This window comes from Streptomyces sp. NPDC093225, from assembly GCF_044753805.1.
Lineage (GTDB): Bacteria > Actinomycetota > Actinomycetes > Streptomycetales > Streptomycetaceae > Streptomyces.
In genome coordinates this window covers 181,878-208,071 of the sequence record NZ_JBIVNX010000003.1, presented here as the reverse complement: position 1 = coordinate 208,071, position 26,194 = coordinate 181,878, and the positions used below count along the sequence as shown (strand labels likewise).

20 protein-coding genes and 1 riboswitch are annotated in these 26,194 nt (G+C 71.9%); of the genes, 12 read left to right on the top strand and 8 right to left on the bottom strand.

Features of this window, described 5'->3' with window-relative positions; translation table 11 throughout:
- The first annotated feature begins 54 nt into the window (after positions 1 to 54).
- The 4 genes from ACIQCH_RS05005 to ACIQCH_RS04990 all read left to right on the top strand — a co-directional run bounded on the left by ACIQCH_RS05005 (position 55) and on the right by ACIQCH_RS04990 (position 2,354).
- Positions 55 to 372: a cupin domain-containing protein gene (locus tag ACIQCH_RS05005; RefSeq protein ID WP_402578014.1), complete on the top strand. Its 318-nt coding sequence runs from the start codon at positions 55 to 57 to the stop codon at positions 370 to 372.
- Positions 373 to 510: 138 nt separating this feature from the next.
- A complete protein-coding gene (locus ACIQCH_RS05000; protein WP_402578287.1) occupies positions 511 to 729 on the top strand; it encodes a DUF5326 family protein in 219 nt (72 codons plus the stop codon).
- Between the two features lie 301 nt (positions 730 to 1,030).
- Positions 1,031 to 1,801 carry an IclR family transcriptional regulator gene (locus tag ACIQCH_RS04995; RefSeq protein WP_402578012.1) on the top strand — a complete coding sequence of 257 codons (771 nt, stop codon included), beginning with the start codon at positions 1,031 to 1,033 and terminating at the stop codon, positions 1,799 to 1,801.
- 97 nt (positions 1,802 to 1,898) lie between these two features.
- Positions 1,899 to 2,354 (top strand): SsgA family sporulation/cell division regulator, encoded by a 456-nt coding sequence (locus ACIQCH_RS04990; protein ID WP_402578010.1) that lies wholly within the window; start codon positions 1,899 to 1,901, stop codon positions 2,352 to 2,354.
- Positions 2,355 to 2,461: 107 nt separating this feature from the next.
- Here the strand turns inward: ACIQCH_RS04990 and ACIQCH_RS04985 are convergent, their stop codons facing one another.
- Positions 2,462 to 3,901, bottom strand: coding sequence for a YibE/F family protein (locus ACIQCH_RS04985; protein ID WP_402578008.1), 1,440 nt, complete (start codon positions 3,899 to 3,901; stop codon positions 2,462 to 2,464).
- Positions 3,902 to 3,974: 73 nt separating this feature from the next.
- Positions 3,975 to 4,130: riboswitch (TPP riboswitch) on the top strand.
- On the opposite strand from ACIQCH_RS04985, the gene thiC reads away from it, so the two are divergent.
- The gene (thiC, locus tag ACIQCH_RS04980) at positions 4,124 to 5,914 is read left to right on the top strand and encodes a phosphomethylpyrimidine synthase ThiC (RefSeq protein ID WP_402578006.1); all 1,791 of its coding nucleotides are present in this window, start codon (positions 4,124 to 4,126) and stop codon (positions 5,912 to 5,914) included. (Overlaps the previous riboswitch by 7 nt.)
- Positions 5,915 to 6,032: 118 nt before the next feature.
- On the opposite strand, the gene ACIQCH_RS04975 is transcribed toward thiC, so the two are convergent.
- Positions 6,033 to 7,595, bottom strand: a complete 1,563-nt coding sequence (locus ACIQCH_RS04975; RefSeq protein WP_402578004.1) for a recombinase family protein — start codon at positions 7,593 to 7,595, stop codon at positions 6,033 to 6,035.
- Positions 7,596 to 7,678: 83 nt separating this feature from the next.
- On the opposite strand from ACIQCH_RS04975, the gene ACIQCH_RS04970 reads away from it, so the two are divergent.
- Positions 7,679 to 7,813: a thiamine biosynthesis protein ThiC gene (locus tag ACIQCH_RS04970; RefSeq protein ID WP_402578305.1), complete on the top strand. Its 135-nt coding sequence runs from the start codon at positions 7,679 to 7,681 to the stop codon at positions 7,811 to 7,813.
- 82 nt (positions 7,814 to 7,895) lie between these two features.
- Here the strand turns inward: ACIQCH_RS04970 and ACIQCH_RS04965 are convergent, their stop codons facing one another.
- On the bottom strand, positions 7,896 to 9,011 hold the full coding sequence (locus ACIQCH_RS04965; protein WP_402578002.1) for a glycosyltransferase: 1,116 nt from the start codon (positions 9,009 to 9,011) through the stop codon (positions 7,896 to 7,898).
- Positions 9,012 to 9,443: 432 nt separating this feature from the next.
- On the opposite strand from ACIQCH_RS04965, the gene ACIQCH_RS04960 reads away from it, so the two are divergent.
- A complete protein-coding gene (locus ACIQCH_RS04960; protein WP_402578000.1) occupies positions 9,444 to 11,234 on the top strand; it encodes a hypothetical protein in 1,791 nt (596 codons plus the stop codon).
- A gap of 90 nt (positions 11,235 to 11,324) precedes the next feature.
- Here the strand turns inward: ACIQCH_RS04960 and ACIQCH_RS04955 are convergent, their stop codons facing one another.
- The 3 genes from ACIQCH_RS04955 to ACIQCH_RS04945 all read right to left on the bottom strand — a co-directional run bounded on the left by ACIQCH_RS04955 (position 11,325) and on the right by ACIQCH_RS04945 (position 14,835).
- Positions 11,325 to 12,131: a hypothetical protein gene (locus tag ACIQCH_RS04955; RefSeq protein ID WP_402577998.1), complete on the bottom strand. Its 807-nt coding sequence runs from the start codon at positions 12,129 to 12,131 to the stop codon at positions 11,325 to 11,327.
- 154 nt (positions 12,132 to 12,285) lie between these two features.
- Positions 12,286 to 13,533: a metallophosphoesterase gene (locus ACIQCH_RS04950; protein WP_402577996.1), complete on the bottom strand. Its 1,248-nt coding sequence runs from the start codon at positions 13,531 to 13,533 to the stop codon at positions 12,286 to 12,288.
- Between the two features lie 189 nt (positions 13,534 to 13,722).
- Positions 13,723 to 14,835 carry a LacI family DNA-binding transcriptional regulator gene (locus tag ACIQCH_RS04945; RefSeq protein WP_402577994.1) on the bottom strand — a complete coding sequence of 371 codons (1,113 nt, stop codon included), beginning with the start codon at positions 14,833 to 14,835 and terminating at the stop codon, positions 13,723 to 13,725.
- Between the two features lie 350 nt (positions 14,836 to 15,185).
- On the opposite strand from ACIQCH_RS04945, the gene hisC reads away from it, so the two are divergent.
- Positions 15,186 to 16,265: a histidinol-phosphate transaminase gene (gene hisC / locus ACIQCH_RS04940; RefSeq protein WP_402577992.1), complete on the top strand. Its 1,080-nt coding sequence runs from the start codon at positions 15,186 to 15,188 to the stop codon at positions 16,263 to 16,265.
- Between the two features lie 27 nt (positions 16,266 to 16,292).
- On the opposite strand, the gene ACIQCH_RS04935 is transcribed toward hisC, so the two are convergent.
- On the bottom strand, positions 16,293 to 16,661 hold the full coding sequence (locus ACIQCH_RS04935; RefSeq protein ID WP_402577990.1) for a cyclophilin-like fold protein: 369 nt from the start codon (positions 16,659 to 16,661) through the stop codon (positions 16,293 to 16,295).
- Positions 16,662 to 16,845: 184 nt separating this feature from the next.
- Between ACIQCH_RS04935 and ACIQCH_RS04930 the strand changes: the two genes are divergently transcribed.
- The 4 genes from ACIQCH_RS04930 to ACIQCH_RS04915 all read left to right on the top strand — a co-directional run bounded on the left by ACIQCH_RS04930 (position 16,846) and on the right by ACIQCH_RS04915 (position 24,890).
- On the top strand, positions 16,846 to 18,348 hold the full coding sequence (locus ACIQCH_RS04930; protein WP_402577988.1) for a cytochrome ubiquinol oxidase subunit I: 1,503 nt from the start codon (positions 16,846 to 16,848) through the stop codon (positions 18,346 to 18,348).
- An 18-nt stretch (positions 18,349 to 18,366) separates the two neighbouring features.
- Entirely contained in the window at positions 18,367 to 19,371 is a 1,005-nt protein-coding gene (gene cydB, locus ACIQCH_RS04925; RefSeq protein WP_402577986.1) for a cytochrome d ubiquinol oxidase subunit II, read from the top strand.
- Between the two features lie 77 nt (positions 19,372 to 19,448).
- Entirely contained in the window at positions 19,449 to 23,072 is a 3,624-nt protein-coding gene (gene cydD / locus ACIQCH_RS04920) for a thiol reductant ABC exporter subunit CydD (RefSeq protein ID WP_402577984.1), read from the top strand.
- Between the two features lie 102 nt (positions 23,073 to 23,174).
- A complete protein-coding gene (locus ACIQCH_RS04915; RefSeq protein WP_402577982.1) occupies positions 23,175 to 24,890 on the top strand; it encodes a GAF domain-containing sensor histidine kinase in 1,716 nt (571 codons plus the stop codon).
- 415 nt (positions 24,891 to 25,305) lie between these two features.
- Here the strand turns inward: ACIQCH_RS04915 and ACIQCH_RS04910 are convergent, their stop codons facing one another.
- Positions 25,306 to 26,166, bottom strand: a complete 861-nt coding sequence (locus ACIQCH_RS04910) for a Cof-type HAD-IIB family hydrolase (RefSeq protein ID WP_402577980.1) — start codon at positions 26,164 to 26,166, stop codon at positions 25,306 to 25,308.
- Positions 26,167 to 26,194: the final 28 nt, after the last annotated feature.

Sequence of the window (26,194 nt, the reverse complement as noted above, 5' to 3'; positions counted from 1 at the left end):
GTGGCGGATATAAGCAGTAGAGCGGATCCGGGAAACGGTAGGGGAACAGGGACGATGAAGGCTTTCCGGCTGGACGAGCTCGAAGCGGAACGGGCCGCCAACGAGGGGGCGTACTTGCAGTTCCTGCGCGAGCGGAACATGTCGGTGGGGCTGTACGCGCTCGACGCCGGGCAGACCGACCCGCAGCAGCCGCACGGCCAGGACGAGGTGTACTTCGTGGTCAGCGGCCGTGGCGCGATCACCGTGGGGGAGGAGACGACGGCCGTCGCGCGCGGCAGCGTCGTGTACGTACCGGCAGGGGTGCCGCACAAGTTCCACCACATCTCGGAGGACCTGCGGGTGATGGTGGTCTTCTCTCCCCCTGAGAGCTGAGGCCGCCGCCGGGGTCCGACCCCTAGGGGGCGGATCAGGGGAGTCCAAGGGCTTTCCCCGCCTCCGTTCTTCCTTTCCGCCTCCTAGCATCGAAGGCAGGAAGCGACAAGACAGGAAGAGGTTGAGGAAATGGACGGCATCCGGGAGATATTCGCAGGCATGCCCTGGTGGGTTAAGTGGGTGGCGGTCCCGCTGCTCGCACTCATGGTCTTCGGCGGGGTCATCACGGCCTTCCTGGGCGCCCTCATCTCCTTCGTCTTCAAGGCCCTGCTGTTCGTCGCCCTGGTGGGCGGTCTGATCTTCGTGGTCCGCAAGTTCACCGGCGCGGGTACGAAGTCGTCCCACGGCGACTGGTAGAGCGGCACGGGTCCGGTCGAGGCGGGTGAAAGGCGCGCGAGGGGCGCACGAGCGGCGCTCACCCCGTGCGGCGGTTAGCCCGCATGAGGGAAGAAGGAGCGCTCGACCACCCGTGTCCCAGGAATCGGTGGATACAGTGGCAATCTATGCCGTCCCTGGGACCGCGTGGCCGGTATCACCGCTCTGACCAGGGTTTTCCAGGACCACGCCACCGCGTGGAGGCCCCCAGGAGTGCGGCCGCTGCGGGGGCGGCCCCCGCAGGCGGGCCCCCACCGCCCGCCGCCACGCCTGGGGGTGAGTCTTGTCTTCGGTGCACAACACCGTCGTTCCGACGCTGATCGGCTCGGTGCAGAGGGCGCTGAGACTGCTGGAGGCCGCGGGGTCCCACAGTGACGGCGCTCCGGCGAAGCAGCTGGCGCGCGAAGCCGGCCTGCCGCTCCCCACGGCCTACCACCTGCTGCGCACCCTGACCCACGAGGGCTACCTCCGCCGGGAGGGCGGGGTGTTCGTCCTGGGTGCCGCGGCGGGACGCCTGGCCGGTGGGGGGTTGCAGCAGAAACGTCGCAGCATGATCCTCGACTCCCTCGCGCACTTCCGGGACGTGGTCGGGGCGCCCATCTATTTCGCGGTGTTCCGCGAGGGCGAGATCGAGGTCGTGGGCGTGTCCGACAGCCCGGCGCTCCCCGCCGTCGAGGAATGGGCCGACTTCCGTGCGACCGGCCACGCGCACGCCATCGGCCAGTGCCTGCTCGGCCAGCTCGACGCCGAGACCCGGCGCGCGTACTACGCGAGCCACCCCGTCGAGGCCGTCACGCCGTATACGGTGCGTGACCAACGCGCCCTCGAACAACGGATCGCTTCCATGGGGCGAATGGAACCCGCGATCGAGCGTCAGGAGTACGCGCTGGGCACGGTCTGCGCCGCGATCCCCATCACCGCAGGTGACGCGGCTGCGACCATGGCGATTTCACTCCCCTTGCACCAACAGGACCGGTTGCTCTATGTGGTTGATCGGCTACGGAGTGAAGTAGGCGCGCTGTTGAGCTCGCTCTCGTTCTCTATCAGTATCTGAAAACTCACTCCTTGTGATCTGCAAGCGGGTGCACCACCCTTGTCAAGGGGGTCCTGGGGGGTCATTCCTGGCCACTTCCACAACAGCGGGGTAGGCAATGCGCGAGTCGGTACAGGCAGAGGTCATGATGAGCTTCCTCGTTTCCGAGGAGCTCTCGTTCCGGATCCCGGTGGAGCTCCGGTACGACGCACGCGATCCGTACGCGGTCCGTCTGACCTTCCACCTCCCCGGAGACGCGCCCGTGACCTGGGCGTTCGGCCGGGAGCTCCTGCTCGACGGGATCAACAAGCCGTGCGGCGACGGCGATGTGCACATCGCGCCCACCGACCCGGACGAGCTGTCCGACGTCCACATCCGGCTCCAGGTCGGTGCTGACCGCGCCCTGTTCCGGGCGAGCGCCGCTCCCCTGGTGGCGTTCCTCGACCGGACCGACCGGCTGGTGCCGCTCGGTCAGGAGCGCAACCTCGGCGACTTCGAGGAGAACCTCGACGAGGCCCTCGGCCGGATCCTCGCCGAGGCGCAGACCCAGCAGAACCAGCGGAACGCGGGCTGACCCGAGCCCCGCCGCCGCGCGGCCCGCGGAGAACTCCGAGCCTCCGTGCGCCCGCGCCGCTCGTCCCGCGGACGCGCCCGCCGGCCCTGACGGCCGGCCGCCGCCCGCTAGCGCTTGCGCCGGCGTCCCCGCCCGCCGCGCCCCGGCCTCCCGGCCGGCGCGGCGGCCGGGGATCCCGGCCGGTCGGCGGAGACCACCAGCGCGGCCAGTGCCGTGGTCACCGGCACCGAGGCGACCAGTCCGATCGAGCCGACCAGGGTGCGGACGATCTCCTCGGCGACCAGTTCGCTGTTGGCCACCGCTCCCATGCTGCTCTGCGCCACCGAGAACAGCAGGAGCAGCGGGAGGGCCGCACCCGCGTACGCCAGCACGAGGGTGTTGACCACCGAGGCGATGTGGTCCCGGCCGATCCGGATGGCGGCCCGGTACAGCGCCCGCGGCCCCATCCGCGGGTCGGCCTGGTGCAGTTCCCACACGGCCGAGGTCTGGGTGACCGTCACGTCGTCGAGCACGCCCAGGGATCCGATGAGCACGCCGGCCAGCAGTAGGCCGCTCATGTCGATGTCCGGGTACAGGCCGTGGATCAGGCCGGTGTTGTCGTCCGTGTTGCCGCTCAGGAACGCCCAGTCGATGAACACCGAGCCGAGCAGCCCGATCAGCAGCAGCGAGACCAGCGTGCCGAGCACCGCCACGGAGGTGCGGGCGGTCAGCCCGTGGCACATGTACAACGCGATCAGCATGATCGCGCTCGCCCCGACCACCGCGACGACCAGCGGGTTCGAACCCTGCAGGATGGCGGGCAGGATGAACAGCGTCAGCACGCCGAAGCTCACCACCAGCGCGACGAGGGCGGTGACGCCCCGCATCCGCCCGACCAGCACCACGGCCGCCGCGAAGATGCCCGCCAACAGGGCGAGCGGCAGCTTCCGGTTCACGTCGACCACCGAGTACTGCAGGTCGCGGGGGGCGTCCGGGGCGTACGCGACGACGACCTCCTGACCGTCCTCCAACTGGCGCGGTGCGCCGGGCTGGACGACCTCCACGAACTTCCGGCCCTTGTCGGGGCCGGTCCGCACCTCCACCGTCGCCTTCGCGCACTGCCCCGTCCGCGACCGCGCCGCACCGCTGCCCGGCCGGCCGGCGGTGTCCCCGCCCACCGGGACCTGGGCGGCGTTGACCTCCTTGCAGTCCACCCGCTGGAACGCGACCACCCGGCCCTGCTGCGTCTGCCGGTCGAAGCCGACGCCGGTGCGCTCGTGGGCGGGGGTGCCGCCCGGCCACAGGACGACCAGCCCGGCGACCACCGCCACGGCGAACGGGATCAGCACGGCGGCGATCACCTTGCGCAGGTGCAGCGAGCCCGGGGCGGCCGGGCCGTGCCCGTGTGCATGCCCGTGCCCGTGCCCGTGCGCATGCTCGTGGTCGCGCCCGGACGCCTGCCCGTGACCGTCGTCCCCATGGGTGCGGCCGGGGCCGGGGACGTACCCGTGGCCGCCGTGGGGGGCGGCACGGTCGTGCTCTGCGGGGTGCTGGGGCGAGGTCGTCACCGGCAGATCATCGCAAGAGATGGAGGGGGCCCACTGTTCAGCGCGCCACGGATGACGCTAGCGTGGGGGCACCTTTGCACAACGCGGGAGCTCGGAGCACCGGGCTGAGAGGGCGCTGATCACCGTACGCGCGTCGATGTGGACGCACGACACGTACGGGAGGAGGCTGCGCCGACCGCCGAACCTGTTACCGGGTAATGCCGGCGTAGGGAGATAGGTCTCATGACCATTCAGGATGCACGCACGCCTGCCACCAGCCAGGACGGCGGGAGCGAGCGCCAGCCGGGCTGGCACAAGGGTTACGTCGCGGGCTCCCGCCCCGACCTCCGTGTGCCCGTCCGCCAGGTCCACCTCACCAACGGCAAGGACGTCACGCTCTACGACACGTCCGGTCCGTACACCGACCCCACCATCGACACCGACGTCCGCCGCGGCCTGGCCCCGCTCCGCGAGAACTGGATCATCGGCCGCGGCGACACCGAGGAGTACGCGGGCCGCCCCGTGCGCCCCGAGGACGACGGCATCAAGCACACCTCGCCGCGCGGTGGCCTCAAGAACCTCGACGCCGTCTTCCCCGGCCGCCCGCGGCTGCCGCGCCGCGGGCGTGACGGCCAGGCCGTCACGCAGCTCGCGTACGCCCGCCGCGGCGAGATCACCCCGGAGATGGAGTACGTCGCGATCCGCGAGAACGTCTCCCCCGAGGTGGTGCGCGAGGAGATCGCCGCGGGCCGCGCGGTACTCCCGGCGAACGTCAACCACCCGGAGATCGAGCCGATGATCATCGGCAAGAAGTTCCTGGTGAAGGTGAACGCCAACATCGGCAACTCCGCCGTCACCTCCTCCATCGAGGAGGAGGTGGAGAAGATGACGTGGGCTACCCGCTGGGGCGCCGACACCGTCATGGACCTCTCCACCGGCCGCAACATCCACACCACCCGCGAGTGGGTGCTGCGCAACTCCCCCGTCCCGATCGGCACGGTGCCCCTGTACCAGGCCCTGGAGAAGGTCGACGGCAGGGCCGAGGACCTGACCTGGGAGATCTACAAGGACACCGTCATCGAGCAGGCCGAGCAGGGCGTCGACTACATGACGGTGCACGCCGGCGTGCTGCTCCGGTACGTGCCGCTCACCGCCCGCCGCAAGACCGGCATCGTCTCGCGCGGCGGCTCGATCATGGCGGCCTGGTGCCTGGCGCACCACGAGGAGAACTTCCTCTACACGAACTTCGAGGAGCTCTGCGAGATCCTCGCCGCGTACGACGTCACGTACTCGCTGGGCGACGGCCTGCGGCCGGGCTCCATCGCGGACGCCAACGACGACGCGCAGTTCGCCGAGCTGCGGACCCTGGGCGAGCTGAACACCATCGCCAAGCGGCACAACGTGCAGACCATGATCGAGGGCCCGGGCCACGTCCCGATGCACAAGATCAAGGAGAACATCGACCTCCAGCAGGAGATCTGCGAGGAGGCGCCGTTCTACACGCTCGGCCCGCTGACCACGGACGTCGCCCCGGCGTACGACCACATCACCTCGGGCATCGGCGCCGCCATGATCGCCTGGTGGGGCACGGCGATGCTCTGCTACGTGACGCCCAAGGAGCACCTGGGCCTGCCCAACCGCGACGACGTCAAGACCGGCGTCATCACGTACAAGATCGCGGCGCACGCGGCGGACCTGGCCAAGGGCCACCCGGGGGCGCAGGAGTGGGACGACGCGCTGTCGGACGCGCGCTTCGAGTTCCGCTGGGAGGACCAGTTCAACCTGGCCCTGGACCCCGACACGGCGCGCGAGTTCCACGACGAGACGCTGCCCGCCGAGCCGGCCAAGACCGCGCACTTCTGCTCCATGTGCGGTCCGAAGTTCTGCTCGATGAAGATCAGCAGAAGCATCACTGAGCAGTTCGGCGGCGACGAGCCTGCCGCGTCGGATGACGAGATCGCCGACGGCATGCTCAAGAAGTCGGCGGAGTTCGCCGCCTCCGGTGGCCGGATCTATCTGCCGCTGGCCGACTGACCCCGTACCGGGAACAACGGGAGGGGCCCGCGACCCGTGGGGGGAGTTGCGGGTCCCTCCCGTTCCCCCATTCGCCGAAGTTCGGCTTCAGCGAATGGGGGAGATCCGGTCGTAGGACTTATTCGGCGGAGCTAGTCCATACCGGCGTGAGGAGTTCCACGTCGAACTTCGCCCGACCGGTCTTGCCGCCGGGCTTTGCGATGACCGTGGTCAGGGTCTTCTTGACGAGCGCCCGCTTCTGGGTGAGCGTGCGGGACTCCCACGCCGTGGCCACGTCGTCCGTCGCCTCCTCGGCAGCGGCCTTCAGGGCCAGGTGCTTGGCCTGCTCCGCTCGCAGCTCCTTGACCCGGACGTCCAGGCCCGGGAGGTTGCGGTAGAAGATGTCGTCCTCGACCTCGCCGGCCTGCCAGCGGCGCTCCAGTTCGCGGCGGCGCTTCAGGGCTTGCTCCAGTTCATCAGCGCGGCCCCACTCCGGTATGTCCTTCGCGGCTGCGGCGGCCTGGCGTTCCAGCTTGGCGATGACCAGCTTTTCGATGTGCTTGTCGGTCTCGTCTCCGCGCTTGTACGTCTTGTTGCAGCCGCCGTCCACATTCTTCTTGCACATGTAAGCGTGCTTGTAGGTGAGCCAGCCGTTCGCCTTGATGCCGATCATCTTGTTGTTGCAGATCGAGCCGTTGTCCAGCGTGGCACCGCAACGCAGGATTCCTGTGAGCAGGTACTTGTGGACCGTACCTCCGGTGGGAATTCCACTTCCCCGGCCGCGCTCCTTGATGGTGGCCTTCACCGCATACCACTGCTTCGGGGTGATGACGGCTTCCCATTCGCCCACAACCGGCTGGTCATCGCCGTCCCGGACGAGCTCGCCCTTGATCTCCCGGTAGCCGCAGAGGCGGGCGCTTGTGAGCACCTGCTTCACGGTGTTGTACTGGAACGCGTTGCCCCGGGCTGTGATGAACCCGGCTTCCTTCCACCGCGCGGTGATCTCCCCGACCGACGCACCGCTGATGACGTCGTGGACGGCGGTCCGGATGGCGTCGGCTTCCGGCGGGCGCAGGGTCATCTTGTCGTCGTCCCAGCCGAATGGGCGCCAGGCGGACACGGACTCGCCACGCATGGCACGGCTGCGGTGGCTCTGCTTGGCGCGGCGCTGCTTCTTCCGGGTCTCGGCCAGGGACATCGCCACGCCCACGAGCCCCTTGATCTCGAAGCCCTCCGCGTACAGGTCCTGGACGCCGTTGGAGTCGTGATAGACGCGTCCCTCGTGGGAGGTGAACGCCTTCAGGTAGCGCTCCCAGTCGGCAGGACGCCGGTACAAGCGGTCGTCGTTCGCCGCCATCACGCCGTGGATCGGGTAGCCCTCCGGAGTCTGCCCGGCGCGCAGGTCGTTGAGCAGTTGCTCGAAGTCGTCGCGTACGACGTCCTCGCGGCTCGCGCTCCTGTCGTTGTCCGTGTAGCGGTACACGAGCAACCAGCCGAACGAGCGGGCGGCGGTGTCCATCTCGCGGTGCTGGTCCTCGATGCCGTGCGCGTCCTTCTTGCGGCCGTCGAAGGAGATACGGGCGTAGGCCGCCATGCACTTGAGGGTGGGGTCCGCGGCGAGCTTGGCCCGTACCTCCGCAGGTGTCGGCAGGCCGTCCGGCACTCCCCGGTGCTGGCCGACGATCGTTTCCCGGTCGCTCAACTCTGCTCCCCCTGAGTGGTTCCGATGCGGTGGGAGCAGGGCAGCCTATCCAATTTGTGACTGCTCTGATGGTGTTTTGCTTGATGAACATCTCCCAGGACATCCGCCGCGAGCACGGCGGTGACCTGAAGTCCGACGAGATCGAGGCGGGCATGGCGGAGAAGTCCGCCGAGTTCGCGGCCTCGGGCAACCGGGTCTACCTGCCGTTGGCCGACTGACCCGCCCGGGGCCCGCACCCGCGCACGGACCGGCCCGCGACCTCATGGGGGGAGTCGCGGGCCGGTCCGTGGGGCGGTCGGGTCAGGCGACCGTGGTGTACTTCCCGCCCAGCCCCCGCCGCGCGAAGTCCAGGTTCGCGGAGACCCGTTCGCGCTGTTCGGCGGGCAGTCGGCCCTCGCCCAGCAGGCGCTCGCAGCACTCCAGCGACTCCCGGTACTCGCCGGTCCAGTAGGCGGCGATGGCGAGTTCGTCGAGGGCCCGCCACTCGTGCCAGCCGTACTCGACGAACAGCACGTCGTCCGGGTACGGGATCCGGGCGGCCTCCTTGGCGAACACGTACGCCAGCGGCCAGCGCTTGGCGACGCGGCACAGGGCGGCGAGGTCGCCCATCGCCTCGGCCCGGCAGGGGCGGCTCTCGTGGGCGCGCAGGTAGCGGTCGATCAGCTCCGGCATCGGCCGGCCGAGGCCCGCGGCGGCCCGGGCGGCGTACACCTGGGCGAGGTACGTCTCCTCGTAGAAGCCGATCATCTGCGCGCGGCGGTCGTACGCGGCCATGGACTTCTCCGGCTCGCCCGCGTCGCGCCAGCTCTGCCCCAGGTAGAACATGTAGCGCGCGTTGTCCGGTTCCTTGACCAGGCCCTCCTCCAGGACGGCGGCGTCGCGCAGGTACTTGGCGCGCTGGCCGTTCTCCCGGAGCCGGGCGCCGCCGCCGATGCTGAGGATGTTGATGCCCTCCAGGACGGCGCGGCTGTACTGGGGGGTGCCGCAGTCGATGTACTCGTGGAGCACGCCGACGTACCGCCACGGCAGCCGGGTGGCCACCAGCGCCGGCCGGTAGTGGATGAGCGGCCCGTCGTGCAGGGCGATCTGGTACGCGTCCAGGGAGAGGTCCGGCATCCGGAAGTCCGGCCGGATCTCCATGGCGTCGTCGGCGTCGATGAACAGCAGGTAGTCCGCGGTGTCGCGGGCGAGCTCGACGGCCTCGGTGCGGCTGCCGTCGAAGCCCTTCCAAGGACGCTCGTACAGGGTCCCGGGCAGGTCGTGGAAGTAGTCGCGGACGACGTCCTGGGTGCCGTCCGTCGAGCCCGTGTCCACGATGACCCAGGTGTCGATCAGGGGGCGCACGGACTCGAGGCACTTGACGATGGTGGGCGCCTCGTCCTTGACGATCATGTTCAGACAGACAGTTGGTTTCACGGTCCCCGTCCCCGTCCGCAGTAGTGGGCGTGCGTTCCGGAGTCGTCCCGGCGGGCGTTCCGGCGGTCGGTGACTCTAGGGAGCCGGGGTGTGCGGCCGGGGGTGGCGCGCCGAGCGGCGCCCGAAATTCGCCGTCCGACGGGTCGGATTCGCGGTCGGCAATGTTCGGGGGACGGCCCGGCGGGACCGTGGACGCGGGGCGGCGGGTGGCCGGAAAGGGTCGGTCGAGGGGCGTGGAGCCCGTGAGGCCACGCTCGCGGTGGAGCAACTCGGGTGCCCCGATTGGCGGGCACCGGGTAGGCCGATGTGTTGATAACCGACCGCCTTCAGAGAGGCGTTGCACACGCGATTCATGATCATCGGGGGAAGCTCGACCCCGCGACCGGGGCGCCGATGGCCCCGGTCCGACGTACCTTCCCAAAGGAGCGCTCTATGAGTCGTGAGCACCGGACCAAGGCCCCCCTCGGCCCCCTGCCCCGGAGCAGGGCCTGGCTGGCGGGCGGTGCCCTGGCCTCGCTCTCCCTCGTGCTGGCCGGCGTCGTCACCCCCGTCGTCGCGACCGCGGCGCAGCAGGCCCGGTCGGAGGTGACCGCGGCCCGTCCGGCCGGCGGCGGTGGCGGCGACGACTGCAAGGAGAAGGAGAACCCGCGCGAGCACGAGGAGGGTCCGCGCCACCACGAGGGCAAGCCGCTGCACGCGCAGCTGCTGGACGAGTACCTCGGCGGCGGTGACGGCGACGACCACGGCGGTGGCGGGGGCAAGGACGACCACGACAAGTGCAAGGGCGCGACCGGCCCGACCGGTCCCACCGGCCCGACGGGTCCGACGGGCCCCGCCGGGGGCGGCGGCACCGGTGCGACCGGCCCGGCCGGTGCCACGGGTGCGACCGGTGCCACGGGCGCCACGGGTGCGACCGGCGTGGGCGCCACCGGTGCCACGGGTCCGACGGGCCCGGCCGGCAGCGGCGGTACCGGTACGACGGGTCCGACCGGTCCGGCGGGTGCGACCGGTGCGACGGGTGCCCCGGGCGCCACCGGTGCGACGGGTGCCACGGGCCCCGGCGGCGAGGGCTCGGTGGGCCCGACGGGTGCGACCGGCCCGACGGGTCCGACCGGTCCGACGGGTGAGACCGGTGCGACGGGTGCGACCGGCCCCGGCGGCGAGGGCTCGGTGGGTCCGACCGGTGCCACGGGTGCGACGGGTGAGACGGGTCCGACCGGCCCGACCGGCCCGACGGGTCCGACCGGCGCCACGGGTGCCACGGGCGAGGGTGCGACGGGCGCCACCGGTGACACCGGCGCCACGGGCGCCACGGGTCCGACGGGCCCCGGCGGCGAGGGCTCGGTGGGTCCGACCGGTGCGACGGGTGCGACGGGTGACACGGGTCCGACCGGCCCGACCGGCCCGACCGGCCCGACGGGTCCGACCGGCGCCACGGGCGACACCGGTGCGACGGGTGCGACGGGTGACACCGGCGCGACCGGTGCTACGGGTGTGACGGGTGCCACCGGCGACACGGGCCCGACCGGCCCGACGGGTCCGACCGGTCCGACGGGCGCGACCGGCGTGACGGGTGCGACGGGTGACACCGGCGCGACGGGTGCCACCGGAGCCACGGGTGCGACCGGGGCCACCGGAGCGACCGGCGTCACGGGTGCGACCGGTGCCACGGGTGCGACCGGCGCGACCGGCGCGCAGGGCGCCACGGGTGCGACGGGCGGCTGCACGGGCGTCTCCGTGTACAAGCCCAGCGCCTCGCAGGAGGTCAAGGGTGTCATCGTCGACGGCAACGCGTGGGCCGGTATCCGCAGTCTGACGCCGGCTCCGCCGTCGAACTTCGAGTGGAACAACCTGTCCGACAACACCGGCTACCCCGCCGGGGCGTGCGGCATCGCGATCAGCGACCACAACAACAACGCCCACGTCGAGGTCGTGGCTCCCGACCCGGACACGGGCCTCACCACGGTCTTCGAGACCGAGTGCACGGTGAACTCGGGCAACCCGCCGACCCTGACGTGCAACCAGGGCTGGACCAAGGTCAACGACCTGGTCGACAACCCGCCGCTGCAGCGTCGGGCCGCTCCCAAGCTCCCGGCGGCCAAGAAGCCGGCAGCGGTCAAGGCCCAGCCGGCCAAGAAGCAGATGCGGAAGGTGGTGGCCAAGCCGGTCGCCCACCACGCCACCAAGCCCAACAAGTTCCGTCCCGCGCAGCACAAGGGCTGACCGAGCAGTAGCAACGCGGTGAACCGGCAGGACAGCCGGCAGGACCCGCGGTAGCAGCACCACCCACGCGGCCCGGGCCGCCCCCGGACATCAGTCCGGGAGGCGGTCCGGGCTGCCGACGTCGGGGCTCGTGAAGTCCGGGCTCGTGTAGCCGGGCCGCCGCACCGGATCGTCCGCGGCCGGCCCCGGACTGGTGAAGTCCGGCCGCGTGTACCCCAGATGGGGGATCCGGCCGCCGCCCGTGGGCCGCCGCGGAGTGCTCGCGGCCGGGTCGGCGCCGGGATCGGCGAGCGCCTCGCGCAGGAAGGGCAGGATGCCCCGCTCCAGCAGCGCGTTGCGCCAGGCCTCGCGGGCGCGCGAGACCTCCGCGGGTATCGCCTCCGGGTCCTCGGCCACCACCTCGGTCGCGCTGTTGCGCACGGCCGTGACCAGGAGTCCGACCGCGGCGAAGAGGATCGCGACCACGGTCAGCCCGCCGAACAGCCAGCCGGCCGTGAGCATGGTGTCCGCGAACGCCGGTGCCGGGTCGAGCAGTTTGAGGACGTAGCCGACCAGGAGGAAGATCAGCATGGCGGTGACGGCCAGGACCGGGGCGAGGACGAGCACCACCGCGCTCGCGCCCGCGCCGCCCGTGTCGTCGTCCGCCGCCGCCGGATCCCGCGCCCCGGCCGGCTCGCGCAGTTCCTCGCGGACCTTCACGTAGTGGTCGTACTCCGGTGCCGCGGCCGTCGTCAGGATGACGCTGGCGTTGAGCGCCATCGTGCGCAGTTGCTCCGCGTTGAGCCGCTCGCCGACCGCGGCCAGGTCCGGTCGCTCGTGCGCGGTGCGCAAGGCCTCGTCGAGGAGGCGCAGGAACTCCGGGCGGTCCTCGGTCAGCAGGTTGCCAGCGCTGGTCATGTGCGTCCCCCGATGCTCCGTGGGCGCCGGTATGCCCGCGTAGACCGGGCGTCCGGCGGAAACGGAGGAGAGCCTGCTACGGACAGTGCGATGGTAGAGCGCCCGTGCCGTGCCGTGACAGGGGCTTTGGTGAAATACCCCGGACGGTGAACGCTCAGTCGCTCAACGGAAGTTGTACGACCAGGAGCTTTCCGGCCATGGTCACCCCGCCGTCCATGGCGATGGCGAGTCCGTCGGCGTACACGTGCGGGCCCTCGATGACCGGGCGGCTCTCCTCGTCGCCGTCCTCGGAGCCGACCTCGCCCAGCAGGTACGGGATCGGGCTGTGGCCGTGCACGAGGCGGCCGCCGCCGTAGGTGCCGAGCAGTTCGCGCACCGCGCCCGGGCCCGCCTCCTCGTCGCGGAAGCTGAAGCGCTTGGTGAACTTGCGGAAGAGGTCCCAGCACTCGTCGGCGTCGTTGCGGTTGATGACCTCTTTGACGGTGTCGTTGACCTCCTCGACGGAGTTGCCGAAGTCGAGGTAGGCGGTGGTGTCCGAGTGGACCAGGAGGTGGCCGTCGACGACGGCGGCCGAGTCCAGCCGGGACATCCACTGGAGGTGGACGTCCTCCAGACGTTCCATGTCGACGCGCTGGCCGCCGTTCAGCAGCCAGGCGGCCTGGAAGGTGGCGGTGCCGGCGCCGGAGCTGACGGGGGTGTCGCCGAAGCGCTTGGCGCCGAGGAGCAGCAGCTCGTGGTTGCCCATCAGCGCCTTGCAGTAGCCGCCGGCCGCGGCGGCCTCGGCGGACAGCCGCATGACGAGATCGATCACGCCGATGCCGTCGGGGCCGCGGTCGGTGAAGTCGCCGAGGAACCAGAGGCGGGAGTTGCCGGCGGCCCAGCTGCCCTCGGCGTCGATGAGGCCCTGCGCGCGCAGCTCGGCGACGAGCTCGTCCAGGTAGCCGTGGACGTCGCCGACGACCCAGAGCGGGCCCTGGCCGGGCTTGGGCTCCTCCGGGACGTACTGGAGCTGGACGGTGTCGCCGGGGCCGCCCGCGGCGGCCTGCCGGCCGATGACCGGCAGGTCGCGCCGGGTCGGCGTGTAGCCCTCGGCGTCCTCGGTGCCGTACGGCGGGGCAGCGGGGGTGGCCTCGGCGCCGTACGGTGCGGCGGGCGCGGTGCCGGGCTCGTAGCCGGCGCGTGCGGCGCCCTCGTACGGGGGGACGGCGCCGGACTCGTACGCGGCGGCCGGCGCCGTGCCGTACCCGGTGCCGCCCTCGTACCCGGCGGGGGTGCCGGGGGCGGGGGCGGGGGCGGAGCCGTACGGGCCGTACTCGACCGCGGGAACGCGGAAATCCCGGAGCGTCTCCGTCCGCATCGCGGGTCCCTGACCGGCCCCCTGAGTCATCGACCCCTCCACCACCTCGCGCTGCCGTGCACCCGCGGACCCTCCTGACGGAGGGTCCGTGATGTCGTGCGCCCATCATAGGAATGCGGCTCGCGCTGTGTGACGCACCAGGGGTGGTGAATCCTGGACGAACACGGCCGGTCTGGCAGTTTCTCCCGGTTTGGGGGGTCTGAACGGGTGGTCTTCTCGCGACGGGGCCCGTCGTCAGTCCTTGGCCGGCGAGCGCGGCGGGCTGATCGTGGTACGCGGCTTCCGGCGCTGCGACGAGGTCCTGATGATGAGTTCGGTCGGTATCACCTGCTCGACCGGCCGTCCGTCGTCGACTCCTTCGATGGCGTCGATGAGGAGCTGGACGACCGCGGTGCCGATGCGCCGGGGCTTGAGCGAGAGGGTCGTGATCGGCGGCTCGGTGTTCGCGTAGACGGTCGACTCGCTGCAGCAGACCAGCAGCAGGTCGTCCGGGACGCGCAGCCCGTAGCGGCGGGCGGCGGCGAGCAGGTCGGTGCCGTTGGGGTCGAAGAGCCCGTACACCGCGTCCGGCCGGTCGGGCCGGGCGAGCAGCCGGTCGGCGGCGACCGCGCCCGCGCACGGGTCGTGGGCGGGGTAGGACTCGTACACCGGGTCCTGGCCGACGCGCGCGCACCAGTTCAGGTAGGCGGTGGTCGAGAGCCGGGTGTACGTGTCCGTGGTCGTGCCGGTCAGGAGCCCGATGCGGCGCGCGCCGGCGGCGGCGAGGTGGTCGAGCAGGTCGAGTACGGCGGCCTCGTGGTCGTTGTCGACCCAGGCGGTGACCGGGAGCGAGCCCGCCGGCCGGCCGTCGGAGACCACCGGCAGGCCCTGACGGACCAGCTCGGTGACGACCGGGTCGTGGTCGGAGGGGTCGATCACCACGGTCCCGTCGAGGGCGACGTTCGACCACACGTCGTGGCGCGAGGTCGCCGGGAGGATGACGAGGGCGTACCCGCGGGCGAGCGCGGCGGAGGTGGCGGCCCGCGCCATCTCCGCGAAGTACGCGAATTCGGTGAAGGTGAAAGGTTCATCCCCGTACGTGGTCACGGTCAGGCCGATGAGGCCCGATTTGCCCGTACGGAGCGTTCGGGCCGCGGCGGAGGGGCGATAGCCCAGCCGGTCTGCGACCTCGCGGACGTGGCGGCGGGTGGCGTCCGGCAGCCGGCCCTTGCCATTGAGCGCGTCCGAGACAGTTGTGATCGAGACGCCGGCCGCGGCGGCCACGTCCCTGATGCCTGCCCGTCCTTGCCGGGCGGCCCGCCGGGGGGTCTCCGTCCGGCTCACCTGATGCTTCCCTGCTGCTGTCATGGCGAGCCGATAGTAGGGCTCGGGTGCCTGGCTGGTCCGGATGCATATGCAGTCGTTGACAGGCACGTTTCTGCAAGGTTCGCCACCCCCAATGACCTTGGAAATAAAGGAAGTTATGGGGAGTGGGGCGGTGCTGGCACCTGTCGGCCGGTACGGGCATGCCAAAGTGCGGATGTTTCGAAGTGGTCTCAACTCACCTTCACGAGGGATGCGCGCCACGGCGCAAGCCACCGGCGCACGCATATATGCATGCGCTCCCCTCATTCCTTCTGCCAGCCATTCTCCGTACGGCGGAATCCTCATAAGGTGAGCAGTATTGAGTTGTACGGGAAGGTCGAGGAGGACCTGCGGTGAGCGAGAAGAGCCCGAAGCTGCGCGCCGAGCTGGACGGCATCCCCACGTACAAGCCGGGGAAGCCGGCGGCGGCCGGGGGGCCCGTGGCGTACAAGCTGTCCTCCAACGAGAACCCGTATCCGCCGCTCCCGGGCGTGCTGGAGAGCGCGGTCGCGGCGGCGGGGAGCTTCAACCGGTACCCCGACATGGCCTGCACCGGACTGGTCACGGAGCTGGCGCAGCGCTTCGGCGTGCCCGTCGAGCACGTGGCCACCGGCACCGGCTCGGTGGGTGTCGCGCAGTCGCTGATCCAGTCGACGGCGGGCCCGGGCGACGAGGTCATGTACGCGTGGCGATCTTTTGAGGCTTATCCGATCATCACGCGGATCTCGGGTGCGACCCCCGTGCAGGTCCCGCTCACGCCGGGCGACGTGCACGACCTGGACGCCATGGCCGACGCGATCACCGAGCGCACCCGGCTGATCTTCGTCTGCAACCCGAACAACCCGACCGGCACCGTCGTGCGCCGGGCCGAGCTGGAGCGGTTCCTGGACCGGGTTCCGGCGGACTGCCTGGTGGTGCTCGACGAGGCGTACCGCGAGTTCATCCGGGACGCGGAGGTGCCGGACGGCATCGAGCTCTACCGTGAGCGGCCGAACGTCGCGGTGCTGCGCACGTTCTCCAAGGCGTACGGGCTGGCCGGCCTGCGCGTCGGCTTCGCGGTCGCGCACGAGCCGGTGGCGGCCGCGCTGCGCAAGACCGCGGTGCCGTTCGGCGTGAGCCAGCTGGCGCAGGACGCGGCCGTGGCCTCGCTGCGGGCCGAGGACGAGCTGCTGGGCCGGGTCGGGTCGCTGGTGGGCGAGCGCAAGCGGGTCTACGAGACGCTGGTCGGCCAAGGCTGGACGGTGCCCGAGACCCAGGCGAACTTCGTGTGGATGCGGCTGGGCGAGGCCACCGCGCGGTTCGCGGCGGCCTGCGAGCAGGCCGGTGTGGTGGTCCGGCCGTTCGCGGGCGAGGGCCTGCGGGTCACGATCGGCGAGCCGGAGGCGAACGACCTCTTCCTGCACGCGGCGGAGGCGTTCCGCAAGGAGCTGTAGGAGTCGCGGTCGCGGGAGGCGGTGGTGTTACGCCGCTTCCACGCGGACGGGGTCGCCGTCGCGGACGGTGGCCAGGAGGCGGGGGTCGCCGTCGAACGAGCCGAGCACGTTGCACGGGCTCGCCAGGCGGCTCTCGCCCCCGCGCGAGATCGGGGTCGCGCCGTAGGGGAGGGCGAGGGCGTTGCCCTCGGTCCAGAAGGCGACGGTGCCGGGGTCGACCACCTGCTCGGCGTCGTGCTCGAGGGCGACCGAGACGCCGGTGTCGAAGTAGACCTCCTCGCCCCACGTGTTCGCGGACGCGTGGATCGGGAGTGCCGCGGCGAGGGCCTGGGTGGTCGGGGTGTCGTCGAGCGTGGCCGTGAGCTGGCCGGCGGGCCAGGAGATTCGAATCTGCATGGGCAAATTCAACAAGATGTTGAATTCCTTGGCTAGAGGTGTACCCCCCGGATGAAACCGCCGGAAGCCTGTGCGACATAATGCTTGTGAATGTGAACGCGTTCACAAGCGTGCGTGTTTCCTCCCGGTCCGGCCGGGTTCACGTGCGCTCGCTGCCGCCCACGGCGACGTAAGGAGAGACGACGTGGACCTGGCTTTGGCGCCGGAGACTCTGGCGCGATGGCAGTTCGGCATCACCACCGTCTACCACTTCCTCTTCGTCCCCCTGACGATCTCGCTCGCCGCGCTCACCGCCGGCCTGCAGACCGCCTGGGTGCGGACCGAGAAGGAGAAGTACCTCAGGGCCACCAAGTTCTGGGGCAAGCTCTTCCTGATCAACATCGCGATGGGTGTCGTCACCGGCATCGTCCAGGAGTTCCAGTTCGGCATGAACTGGTCCGACTACTCGCGGTTCGTCGGCGACGTCTTCGGTGCCCCGCTCGCCTTCGAGGCCCTGATCGCGTTCTTCTTCGAATCCACCTTCATCGGGCTGTGGATCTTCGGTTGGGACAAGCTCCCCAAGAAGATCCACCTGGCCTGCATATGGATGGTCTCGATCGGCACCGTCCTGTCCGCCTACTTCATCCTGGCGGCCAACTCCTGGATGCAGCACCCGGTCGGCTACCGGATCAACAAGGCCACGGGCCGCGCCGAGCTGACCGACTTCTGGGCGGTGCTCAGCCAGAACACCACGCTCACCCAGGTCTTCCACACGCTGTCCGCGGCCTTCCTCACCGGCGGCGCGTTCATGGTCGGCATCGCCGCCTACCACCTGGCCCGCAGGAAGCACGTCCCGGTGATGCGCACCTCGCTGCGGCTGGGCCTGGTCACCGTCGTGATCGCCGGCCTGCTCACCGCGCTCAGCGGCGACTTCCTCGGCAAGGTCATGTTCAAGCAGCAGCCGATGAAGATGGCCGCGGCCGAGGCGCTGTGGGACGGCGAGGCGCCGGCGCCGTTCTCCGTCTTCGCGTACGGGGACGTGGACAAGGGCCACAACAAGGTCGCCGTCGAGATCCCGGGCCTGCTGTCCTTCCTCGCCAACGACGACTTCGACTCCTTCGTCCCCGGCATCAACGACGTCAACAAGTCCGAGCAGGAGAAGTTCGGGCCCGGCGACTACCGGCCCAACATCCCGGTCGCGTACTGGGGCTTCCGCTGGATGATCGGCTTCGGCATGGCCTCCCTCGCCCTGGGCGCGGCGGGGCTGTGGCTGACGCGCCGGAAGTTCATGCTGCCGGTGGCCCTGCGGACCGGTGAGGACGAGGTGCCGCACCTGGTGCTCTTCAGGCGGCCGCTCGGCGCCCGGCTCACGAAGTGGTACTGGCTGGCCGCCGTCTGGATGCTCGGCTTCCCGCTGATCGCCAACTCCTGGGGCTGGATCTTCACCGAGATGGGCCGGCAGCCGTGGGTGGTCTACGGCGTCCTGCGCACCCGGGACGCGGTCTCCCCCGGCGTCTCCCAGGGCGAGGTGATCACCTCGATGGCCGTCTTCACCCTGCTGTACGCCGTCCTCGCGGTCATCGAGGTCAGGCTGCTCGTGAAGTACGTCAAGGCCGGCCCGCCGGAGCTGACCGAGTCCGATCTGAACCCGCCCACCAAGATCGGCGGCGACGCCGATGCCGACCGGCCGATGGCCTTCTCGTACTGAGGCCGAGGGGATCGCGCTATGGAACTCCACGACGTCTGGTTCGTACTCATCGCCGTCCTGTGGACCGGCTACTTCTTCCTGGAGGGCTTCGACTTCGGAGTCGGCGTCCTGACCAAGCTGCTGGCCCGGGACCGGGCCGAGAAGCGGGTGCTGATCAACACCATCGGCCCGGTCTGGGACGGCAACGAGGTGTGGCTGCTCACCGCCGGCGGCGCCACCTTCGCCGCCTTCCCCGACTGGTACGCCACCCTCTTCTCCGGCTTCTACCTGCCGCTGCTGGTCATCCTGGTCTGCCTCATAGTCCGCGGCGTCGCCTTCGAGTACCGCGCCAAGCGGCCCGAGGAGAACTGGCAGACCAACTGGGAGCACGCGATCTTCTGGACCTCGCTGATCCCGGCCTTCCTGTGGGGCGTGGCCTTCGGGAACATCGTGCGCGGAGTGAAGATCGACGCCACCAAGGAGTACGTCGGCACCCTCGGGGACCTGCTGAACGCCTACTCGATCCTCGGCGGCCTGGTCACGCTCACCCTGTTCACCTTCCACGGCGCTGTCTTCACCTCGCTGAAGACGGTGGGCGACATCCGGGAGCGCTCGCGCACGCTGGCGCTGCGGCTGGGAGCCGTCACTGCGGTGCTCGCGCCGGCCTTCCTGATCTGGACCCAGGTCTCGAAGGGGGACGCCAAGAGCCTGGCCGCCCTCATCGTGGCCGTGCTCGCCCTGGTCGGCGCCCTCGCCGCCCTCGCGGCGGGCCGGGAGGGCTGGTCGTTCGCGCTGTCCGGGATCACCATCGCCGCCGCGGTGGCGATGCTCTTCCTGACGCTCTTCCCGAACGTCATGCCGTCCTCGCTGAACGACGCGTGGAGCCTCACGGTCACCAACGCCTCGTCGAGCCCGTACACGCTGAAGATCATGACCTGGTGCGCGGCGGTGGCCACGCCCGTGGTGCTGCTCTACCAGGGCTGGACCTACTGGGTCTTCCGCAAGCGGATCGGTACGCAGCACATCGCCGAGCCCGCCCACTGAGTCGAGCGGGGGGATGTTTCACGTGAAACATCCCCCCGGCTCCCTCGGGTTCCATCCGGCCCTTCCTGCCGAGAGGGATGTTTCACGTGAAACCGATCGACTCGCGCCTGCTCCGCCATGCCCGGTCCACGCGGCGGTTCCTCGCGGCGGTGGTGGCCCTCGGTCTCGCCGGGGCGGGACTGGTCGTCGGTCAGGCGATGCTGATCGCCGAGATCGTGACGGGCGCCTTCCGTCACGGGCTGGACGTGCCGGCCCTCCGGACGCCGCTGGTGCTGCTCGCGGCGGTGGCCGTGGGGCGGGCGCTGGTGTCGTGGCTGACCGAGCTCGCCGCGCACCGGGCGAGTGCTGCCGTGAAGTCGGAGCTGCGCGCGCGGCTGCTGGCCCGGGCCACGGAACGGGGACCGGCCTGGCTCAGTGGCCGGCGCACCGGATCGCTGGTGGCACTGGCCACTCGGGGCGTGGACGCCCTCGACGACTACTTCGCGCGCTACCTGCCCCAGCTGGGGCTCGCGGTGGTGGTGCCGGTGGCGGTGCTCGCCCGGATCGTCACCGAGGACTGGGTGTCGGCGGCCATCATCGTGGTGACCCTGCCGCTGATCCCGGTCTTCATGGTGCTGATCGGCTGGGCCACGCAGGCCCGGATGGACCGTCAGTGGCGGCTGCTGTCCCGGCTGTCGGGCCACTTCCTGGACGTGGTGGCGGGCCTGCCGACGCTGAAGGTGTTCGGCCGGGCCAAGGCGCAGGCCGAGTCGATCCGCAAGATCACCGACGAGTACCGGCGGGCGACCCTGCGGACCCTGCGGATCGCCTTCCTGTCCTCGTTCGCGCTGGAGCTGCTGGCGACGCTGTCGGTGGCTCTGGTGGCCGTCACGATCGGCATGCGGCTGGTCCACGGTGACCTGGACCTCTACACGGGTCTGGTCATCCTGATCCTCGCCCCGGAGGCGTACCTGCCGCTGCGTCAGGTCGGCGCCCAGTACCACGCGGCCGCCGAGGGACTGGCGGCGGCCGAGGAGATCTTCGAGGTGCTGGAGGCCGGGGCGGCGTCCTCCGCGGGTGCGGCGCCGGTCCCGGACGGGGCGGAGCTGCGGGTCGAGGGCGTCTCGGTCCGGTACCCGGGGCGGGACGAGGACGCGCTGGCGCCGCTGTCGCTGACGGTCGGCCTGGGCGAGACGGTGGCCCTCACGGGGCCGAGCGGTGCGGGCAAGTCCACGCTGCTGAACGTGCTGCTGGGGTTCGTACGGCCGACCGGCGGCCGGGTCCGGATCGGCGGCGCCGATCTCACGGAGCTCTCGCCCGAGCAGTGGCGGTCGCGGATCGCGTGGGTGCCGCAGCGGCCGTACCTGTTCGCGGGGACGATCGCGTCGAACGTGAGGCTGGCACGGCCGGACGCGCCGTCCGCCGCGGTGGAGGCGGCGCTGCGGGACGCCGGGGCCTGGGAGTTCGTGGCCGCGCTGCCGGACGGGGCGGAGACGGTGCTCGGCGAGGGCGGCCTGGGGCTGTCCGCCGGGCAGCGGCAGCGGCTCGCGCTGGCCCGGGCGTTCCTGGCCGACCGGCCGGTGCTGCTGCTGGACGAGCCGACGGCCGCGCTGGACGGGGAGACGGAGGCGGGGGTCGTCGAGGCGGTCCGCCGTCTCGCTGCGGGGCGCACCGTGCTGCTGGTCGTGCACCGGCCGGCCCTGCTCGCCGTCGCCGACCGCGTCGTGCGCGTCGGCGGTGCGGGTGGTCCGGTAGCGGGTGCGGGTGCGGGTGCGGGGGCTGGTTCGGTAGCGGGTGCGGGTCTGGCTGCGGGTGCTGGTTCGGGTTCCCCTGCGGGCGCGGGCTTGGGCGCGGGCGAGGGCGAGGGTTTGGGCGCGGGTGCCGGTTCGGGTTCGGGTGACGGCGCGGGTGCCGGTTCGGGCTCGGGTTCGGGCGCGGGTGCCGGCGAAGTCCCGGTCAGCGGCTCCGCCGCGGGCGACGTGCTCGCGCGGGTCCGGACGGAGTCCCGGGCACGCTGGGGGCGGTTCGGGGCGGCGCTCGGGCTCGGGAGTCTGGCCACCGGCTCGGCGGTCGGGCTCATGGCCGTGTCCGGGTGGCTGATCTCGAGGGCCTCGGAGCAGCCCCCCGTGCTCTACCTGATGGTCGCGGTCACCGCCACGCGCGCCTTCGGCATCGGCCGGGCCGTCTTCCGCTACGCGGAGCGGCTGGTCTCCCACGACGCCGTCCTGCGCATGCTCGCCGACCTGCGCGTCTGCGTGTACCGCCGGCTGGAGCGCATCGCGCCCGCCGGACTGCGCGCCACCCGCCGCGGCGACCTGCTCTCCCGGCTGGTGGCCGACGTGGACGCCCTCCAGGACTACTGGCTGCGCTGGCTGCTCCCGCTGGGCACAGCGGTGCTCGTCGGCGCCGCGTCCGTCGGCTTCACCGCGTGGCTGCTGCCCGCGGCCGGCGCCGTGCTGGCCGCCGGGCTGCTGCTCGCCGGAGTCGGCGTGCCCCTGGTCGGCGGCGCGCTCGCCCGTCGGGCGGAGCGCCGGCTGGCCCCCGCCCGGGGCGAACTCGCCACCCAGGTGGCCGACCTCCTCGCCGGCACCGCCGAGCTCACCGTCGCCGGCGCCCTGGAGGAGCGGAAGGCGGGCGTGCGCGGTGCCGACGCGGCACTGACCGGCATCGCCCGGCGGGGCGCCGCCGCCACCGGCCTGGGGGCGGGCCTGTCCGCCCTCGTGTGCGGGCTGACCGTGGTCTGCGCGGCCCTCGTCGGCGTCGGCGCGGTCCGTGCCGGGAGCCTGTCCGGTGTGGCCCTCGCGGTCGTGGTGCTCACTCCGCTGGCCGCCTTCGAGGCGGTCGCCGGGCTGCCCCTCGCCGTGCAGTACCGGCAGCGGGTGGGGCGCAGTGCGGAGCGGGTGTTCGAGGTGCTCGACGCCCCCGCGCCGGTGCGTACGGACTCCCCCGTCCCGCCGCCGGCCTCGCCCTTCCCGGTCCGCCTCACCGGCCTGACCGCCCGCCACCCCGGGCAGGAGGCCGACGCCCTGCGCGGTGTCGACCTCGTCCTCGAACGCGGCCGCCGCGTCGCCGTCGTCGGTGCCTCGGGAGCCGGCAAGACCACCCTCGCCCAGGTCCTGCTCCGCTTCGTGGACGCCGGCGCGGGCGCGTACACCCTCGGCGGCACGGACGTGCGGGACCTCGACGACGACGCGGTGCGGCGGTTCGTGGGCCTGTGCGCCCAGGACGCCCACATCTTCGACAGTTCCGTGCGCGAGAACCTCCGGCTGGCCAGGACTGGCGCCACCGACGCCGAACTGCGCGCGGCCCTGGCCGCCGGCCGGCTCCCCCTCGACCTCGACACCCTCGTCGGTGAGCACGGCGAGCGGATCTCCGGTGGTCAGCGACAGCGGCTCGCGCTCGCCCGGGCGCTGCTCGCCGACTTCCCCGTACTCGTCCTCGACGAGCCGGCCGAACACCTCGACCTCGCCACGGCGGACGCCCTGACGGCCGACCTGCTGGCCGCGACCGAGGGCCGTACGACGGTGCTGATCACCCACCGGCTGGCCGGCCTCGACGCCGTCGACGAGGTGCTCGTCCTCGACGGCGGGCGGATCGTGCAGCGCGGACCGTACGGGGCGCTCGCCGCGGCGGCCGGTCCGCTGCGCCGGATGCTGGAGCGCGAGCGCCGGACCGAGGCCTTGCTGGCCGGCAGCGGGGCGGAAGCGCCTGCACTGGTCTAGTCGAGGTGCGGGAGGCCTGCCCTGTGCTGGTCGAGGCGCGAGCGTGCCTGCCCTGGTCCAGTCGACTTTCCCCGGCAAAGCGGACTAACTACTCTCAAGGTCATGTCAGTGCAGGAGCCACAGGAGTCCCCCGATCCGCTCGAGGCCGCAGCGCAGGCGACGCGGGGTCTCCAGGGCCTGTCGACCGAGCTCACCGCGCGGGTGCCGCAGCTGCTGGAGGCCATGCGCTCGGTCGGGACCGGACTCGAACTGCACTCCACGCTCGACCGGATCTGCGAGACCGCGGCCGAGCTGGCCGGCGCCCGGTACGCGGCCATCGGGGTGGTGGACGTCGAGGGCCCGGGCCTGTCGGACTTCGTCACGTACGGCATCGACGAGGAGCGCGCCCGACTCATCGGCCACCGGCCCGACGGCCGGCGCGGCCTGCTCGGCGCCCTGATCACGCACCCGGAGCCGGTCCGACTGGCGGACCTGACCACCGACCCGCGCTCGGCCGGGTTCCCGCCCCACCACCCGCCGATGCGCACCTTCCTCGGCGTCCCCATCCGGGTCCAGGGCGAGATCTTCGGCAACCTCTACCTGGCCGAGAAGCACGGCGGCGAGCAGTTCAACGACTACGACCTGCACATGGTCCGGGTGCTGGCCACCGAGGCCGGGATCGCCATCGGCAACGCGCGCCTCTACGAGGCCGCGACCCAGCGCGAGCGGTGGATCGACGGGTCGGTGGCGGTCACCACGGCCCTGCTGTCGGGCGGCGACGCCGACGACGCCCTGGCCGTGGTCGCCGAGCAGGCCCGCCACCTGGCCGATTCGGCGGCCGGGATCGTGATGCTGCCCGCCGAGGAGGGCGGGATGGAGATCGTCGCGGTCTCCTCCGAGCGGCCCTCCTCGGCGTTGGGCGTGCTCGTCCCGGACGAGAGCGCGGTGGTGCGCGCCCTGCTGGAGGGCGAGCCGGTGCTGGTCGAGGACGCGGCCAGCGACCCCCGCATGATCACCAAGCTGGCCAGTGGGTACGGGCCCTGCATGATGCTGCCGCTGCAGAGCGGCGGCCGCGTGCTCGGTGCCCTGGTCACCCCGCGGGCCCGCGGCCGGCGGCCCTTCACGGAGGCGGAGCGCACGCTGGCCACGCAGTTCGCCTCGCAGGCGGCGCTGGCGCTGATGATGGCCGAGGCGCAGCGGGACCGGGAGCGGCTGGCGGTCCTCGAGGACCGCGACCGGATCGCGCGGGACCTGCACGACCTCGTGATCCAGCGGCTGTTCGCCACCGGGATGATGCTGGAGGGCGCCCAGCGCCGGTCGGTCGTCCCGGAGGTGCAGGAGGGGGTCGGCAAGGCCGTCGACGAGCTGGACGTGACGATCCAGGAGATCCGCACCGCGATCTTCGCGCTCCAGCAGGGGCCGGCCGAGGCCCCCTCGGGGCTGCGGACCCGCGTGTTGCGGGAGATCAACATGGCGGCCGTACCGCTCGGGTTCAAGCCCTCGCACCGCTTCCTCGGCGCGGTCGACGCGGTGGTCGGCGAGCTGGTCGGCAAGAACCTCGTCGCGGCGCTGCGCGAGGCGCTGTCGAACGCCTTCCGGCACGCCGGGGCGGGGCGGATCGAGGTCGTGGTGGACGCTGCGGCCAGGCTGGCGGACGGGCGGCCGGCGGTCCGCCTGGAGGTGGCCGACGACGGGGTGGGGATCCCGGAGGGCGGGCGCCGCAGCGGGCTGCGCAACCTGCGCCGGCGGGCCGAGTCGCTGGGCGGGAGCAGCTGGTACGGGCCGGGCATCGGGGCGGACGGCGGGGGGACGCGGGTGGTGTGGGAGGTGCCGGTTTAGGGAGGGGGCGGCTGGTGTGTGGGTGCCGGTTCTGGTGTGTGGGTGCCGGTTTACCGGAGGGTTCTGCGGGTGGGCATCTCGTGGGGCGGAGCGGCTGCTGCCCCACCGGTGTCGGGGTGGGCTCGCTTCGGGGGCGGGTCCCGTGGTGTGTGGGTCCCCTCGCTTCGGGGGCGGGTCCCGTGGTGTGTGGGTCCCCTCGCCTCTTGACCCGTCATGGCCTGCAGGCCCTGCGGCAGGCCCACCCCTGGGGCTTCGGGGCCTTCGGCCCTGGCCTTCGGCCACCCCAGGCCCGGGCCTGCCTCCGGACCAGCCTGCCATGACGCCTCAAGAGGCTCCCCCACACACCACGGGACCCACCGGCACTGCCAAGGATCCGGTGGCCGGGATCGGGGTCCCGAAGAGGGGCCGCCCGGGGTCAGGCTCCCTTGGCCCGGGCGACGATCCGCTCGATGACGACCGCCACGCCGTCCTCCTCGTTGGCCAGGGTCTGCCCGGAGGCGGCCTCGACGACGTCGGGGTGCGCGTTGCCCATGGCGTACGAGGTGCCGGCCCAGCTGAGCATCTCGATGTCGTTCGGCATGTCCCCGAAGGCCACGACCTCCTCGGGGCGGATCCCGCGCTCGGCGCAGCACAGTGCGAGGGTGCTCGCCTTGGAGACGCCCAGGCCGCTGACCTCCAGCAGGGCGGTCGGGCTGGAGCGCGTGATGGAGGCGTGCTGTCCGGCGGCGCCGCGGGCCACGGCGAGGAAGTCGTCGGGGGCCAGCTCGGTGTGGTGGGCGAGCAGCTTGAGCACCGGGGCCTCGCTGTGGTCGGTGCGCAGGAGCTTCTCGGCGGTGGCCACGGTGGCGCCCGGGTCGAGGAAGAAGGGCGGGTAGTGCGGCTCGTAGTGGATGCCGGTGGCCAGTTCCACGGCGAACGAGGTGCCGGGGGCGGCGGCGCGCAGGGCGTGCACCACGTCCAGGGCGGTCGGGCGGGGCAGTTCCCGTACCTCGATGATCCTTCCGCCGGCGTGCAGGTCCACGACGGCGGCACCGTTCGCGCAGATGGCCAGGCCGTGGCCGTGGACGTGGGCGCTGACGACGTCCATCCAGCGGGCCGGCCGGCCGGTGACGAAGAAGACCTCGATGCCGGCCGCCTCGGCGGCGGCGAGGGCGGCGATCGTGCGCTCGGAGACGGACTTGTCGTCGCGGAGCAGGGTGCCGTCGAGGTCGGTGGCGATCAGCCGGGGGGCCGTGGGGTGCTGGGGGGCTGCGGTCACGGTCCCATCTTCGCCCATGGCGGTGGGTGGCCGGGCGGGCGGCCCG